5 protein-coding genes are annotated in these 3,436 nt (G+C 71.8%); 2 read left to right on the top strand and 3 right to left on the bottom strand.

Translation table 11 applies throughout. The features are described from left to right. Together AOK24_RS24080 and AOK24_RS24075 are read right to left on the bottom strand one after the other, a co-directional pair. Nucleotides 1-878 (bottom strand): serine/threonine-protein kinase (locus AOK24_RS24080; protein ID WP_420876686.1); only part of this gene is annotated, 878 nt, incomplete at its 3' end. A 138-nt stretch (nt 879-1,016) separates the two neighbouring features. Continuing rightward, nucleotides 1,017-1,451, bottom strand: a complete 435-nt coding sequence (locus AOK24_RS24075) for an ATP-binding protein (protein ID WP_055722155.1) — start codon at nt 1,449-1,451, stop codon at nt 1,017-1,019. Between the two features lie 133 nt (nt 1,452-1,584). On the opposite strand from AOK24_RS24075, the gene AOK24_RS24070 reads away from it, so the two are divergent. Both AOK24_RS24070 and AOK24_RS24065 read left to right on the top strand, forming a co-directional pair. Continuing rightward, complete coding sequence (locus tag AOK24_RS24070; RefSeq protein ID WP_055722156.1) at nt 1,585-1,806, top strand: DUF397 domain-containing protein; 222 nt, start codon at nt 1,585-1,587, stop codon at nt 1,804-1,806. Nucleotides 1,807-1,901: 95 nt separating this feature from the next. Next, nucleotides 1,902-2,822, top strand: coding sequence for a helix-turn-helix domain-containing protein (locus AOK24_RS24065; protein ID WP_055722154.1), 921 nt, complete (start codon nt 1,902-1,904; stop codon nt 2,820-2,822). Nucleotides 2,823-2,827: 5 nt separating this feature from the next. On the opposite strand, the gene AOK24_RS24060 is transcribed toward AOK24_RS24065, so the two are convergent. Beyond that, a partial coding sequence (locus AOK24_RS24060) for an SAM-dependent methyltransferase (protein WP_055722153.1) occupies nt 2,828-3,436 on the bottom strand: 609 nt, incomplete at its 5' end.

Genomic DNA, 3,436 nt, shown 5'->3' with positions numbered 1-3,436 from the left:
GAGGTCCTCGCGAAGGTGACGGCCGCCGACCCCTCCCTCGGCGCGCTGCTCGCCTCCTGCCTCGCCAAGGACCCCGCCGAGCGCCCCACCCCGGCCGAGCTCACCGCGTCCGCCGCACCGCACGTCACCTTCGCGAGGACCTCCGCGTCGGGCTCCTCGAACGCCACCCGGTGCATGACGTCCACGCCCGTGCCGTCCCCGAACGGCGCCCGGCCCACGGCCGCGTAGATGAGCGTCCCGGCGAGCGAGAACACGTCGGACGCGGTGTCGCAGTGGCCGGTGCGCAGATACTCCGGGGACATGTACGCGGGCGTGCCGACCCGGTTGCCCGTGCCGGTGATCGCGCTGACGTCGACCGCCTTGGCGATGCCGAAGTCTATGACGTGCGTACCCCGGTCGGAGAGCAGCACGTTGGACGGCTTCAGGTCGCGGTGCACGACGTGCGCCTCGGCCAGCACGCCGAGCGCCTCGCCGAGTTCGGCGACGAGCCGCCACACGGCGGACGTCGCCAGCGCGCCGTCCTCCCGGACCGCGTCGGCGAGGTCGAGCGACGGCAGGTACTCCGTCGCCATCCACAGCAGTTCGGCCTCGAAGCCGGTGCCCCGTAAGCGCGGCGCGCGGGCGGTGCGGATCCGGTCGTGGACGAGGGCCTCGCGCTCGAACCGGCGGCGGAACCGGGGGTCTTCGGCGTACTCGGGCCTGATCACCTTCACCGCGAACAGCCCGGGACCGTCGTCCGCGGCACGCCCCAGGTACACCCGGCCCATGCCGCCGCTGCCGAGCAGCGCGAGCGTCGCGTACGGACCGACGCGGTCCGGATCGCCGGGCCGCAGCGGCTGCGCGCCGGTCAGCCGGAGGGCACCGGCCTCGTTGGTCACCGGGCCAGGTGGGACCGGTCGCTGGTCTGACACAGATCAACCCCGAAGTGATGTTCGCCGTACGTCAGTTCGTCTGGGACGGGAGGTACGAGGCTAGCCCAGTACCGGCAGGTGACGCCGGTGATTGCGGCGATCGGATCAGGCCGGGGTCCGGGTCGGGAGCATGGCCCAGACGGTCTTGCCCACAGGCGTGCGTTTCGTCCACCCCCAGTGCTCCGACAGCGCTTCGACGATCCTGAGCCCTCGGCCGTGTTCGAGCAACGGGTCGACGGACGACGGGTACACGGGGATGTCGTCGCTGCGGTCGGTGACGGCGCACATCAGGTGCGTACGGCGCAGGGTGAGCCGGACCCGTACGTCGCAGGTGTCCGCGTTCGGGAGGGCGTGCAGCACGGCGTTGGCGGCGAGTTCGGTGACGACCGCGACCGCGTCGGCGACGTCGAGGCGGTGCGCCAACTCCCAGTCGTCCAGCGTGCGGTGGGTGAAGTCACGGGCCTCGGCGAAGCCCTCCCGGCTGCCCGTGAGATCCAGGGTCGCGGACTTCGCGGCGGGGAACGGGGCGCGTGGCGGCACGGCTTCTCCCTGGGACGACGTCAGAACAGGGCTCTGGCACACCGGTTGTCGGCCTGTCTATTATCCACGGTGTCGATGGCCCCGTGCAATTTCACGGGAAATTGCCCTCACCGCCTAGGAGGCAGCCGTGCCGGTGGAGAACGGAGTACGGGCGAGCTCGCTGGACGCCCGCTGGACCAAGAGCCGCCACAGCAACGCGACCGGCAACTGTGTGGAGGCCGCGGCCCTGCCCGGCGGTTCCGTCGCCCTGCGCAACTCCCGCGACCCGGACGGGCCGGCGCTCGTCTACACGCCGGAGGAGATCGCGGCGTTCCTCGCGGGCGTGAAGGACGGGGACTTCGACCATCTGCTGTGACATGTTCCGGCGGCATGTGCCGTGCGGCCCGAGGATGGGATAATCCGGTCGGGAAAGTGCCGTCTCGTCATGTGCCCGGCCCTGAGGAGTTCAGGATGCCCGCGGAGTCACCACGCGTCTCCCGCCTCGAACCGTATCTGAACCGGCAAGATCCCGCGCCGACCCTGCTGAAGACCCTGGTCGGACTGCAACTCGCCGGTATCCGGGAGGACTTGGGCCTCGCCCAGGAGGAGGCCGCCCGCGCCGCCGGGTTCAGCCCCGCGAAGCTCTCCCGCATCGAGTCCGGCAAGGGCCGCAAGCCGCCAGCCGAGACTGACGTACAGCTCCTGCTGCGGCTCTACGGCACCGACGAGTACGAGGCGTCGGTCCTGCTCCAACTCCTGCGCAGAGCGGGCGAACCCGGCTGGTGGCAGCGGTACGACAAGCGGCTCATGCCCGAGTGGTTCGACCGGCTCGTCGGCCTCCAGGAGGGCGCCACCGCGATCCGCACCTTCGAGATCCAGTACGTGCCGGGCCTGTTGCAGACCCCCGCGTACGCCCGTGCCGTCGTCGAACGCGGGCTGCCCCGCGCCCCCTCGCGCGAGGTCGAGCGCCGGGTCGACCTGCGCATGCGGCGCGCCCGGCTCCTGCACCGCGCCGACGCCCCCGCGCTGTGGGCGATCGTCGACGAGTCCGTGCTGCTGCGCGTGCTCGGCGGGCGGGACGTGATGCGGGAGGAGCTCACCCACCTCCTGGAGATGGCCGGGCGGCCCCATGTCACGCTCCAGGTCGTCCCGTTGGACGCCACGCACGCCTCCGCGCCGCCCCTGCCCGTGACCTACCTGCGCTTCGGCGGCGTCGACCTGCCCGACGTCGTCTACCTGGAGCACCTCGCCGGAGCCGTGTTCGTCGAGGCGCAGGAGGAGACCGAGGAGTACCGGGCGTCGCTGGACCGGCTGGCCGACCAGGCGCTCGACCCGCGTGACTCCCTCGATCTGGTGAAGCAGGTGATGGCGGAGCGGTACCCGCCGCCGTAGCGGGCTCAGCCGGGGATACGGCCCAGGCCGCCGAACTCGATCCACTCCAGGGTCTGCTGACGCGGCGCGACCTCCGTGTCCGGGCGCCAGGTGGAGACCTCCACCAGGCCCGGCTCCAGGATCTCCAGCCCCTCGAACCACGCGGCGACGTCCCGCTCCCGCCGCACCCGGCCCCAGTGGCCCTGCGTCGCCTGGTCCATGAAGTCCGTGACGAACTTCCGTACCTCCGCGTCCTCGCTGACGAGCTGGCACATCACCAGGAAGCTGCCGGGCGCGAGCCGCTCGACGACCCTGCGGACGACGGCCTCGGGGCCGTCCGCCTCGTCGTCCGGGATGCAGTGGAACACCGAGTTGAACAGGACGGCCACCGGCCGCGAGAAGTCGATCAGGCGCTCGGTGTCGGGGTGCGCGAAGATCTCCTCCGTGCGCCGCATGTCCGCGTGGATGACGGCCGTGCGCCCGTCCTCCTCCAGCAGTGCGCGGCCGTGCACGAGGACCATCGGGTCGTTGTCGACGTACACGACGTGCGCCTGCGGGTCGACGCGCTGGGCGACCTGGTGGACGTTGTCCTGCGTCGGCAGGCCCGAGCCGTGGTCCAGGAACTGGCGGACGCC

The sequence above is a fragment of the Streptomyces niveiscabiei genome (assembly GCF_001419795.1).
Taxonomy (GTDB): Bacteria; Actinomycetota; Actinomycetes; order Streptomycetales; family Streptomycetaceae; genus Streptomyces; species Streptomyces niveiscabiei.
The sequence above is the reverse complement of the archived record's forward strand: the minus strand, read 5'-3'. Positions and strand labels throughout refer to the sequence as shown.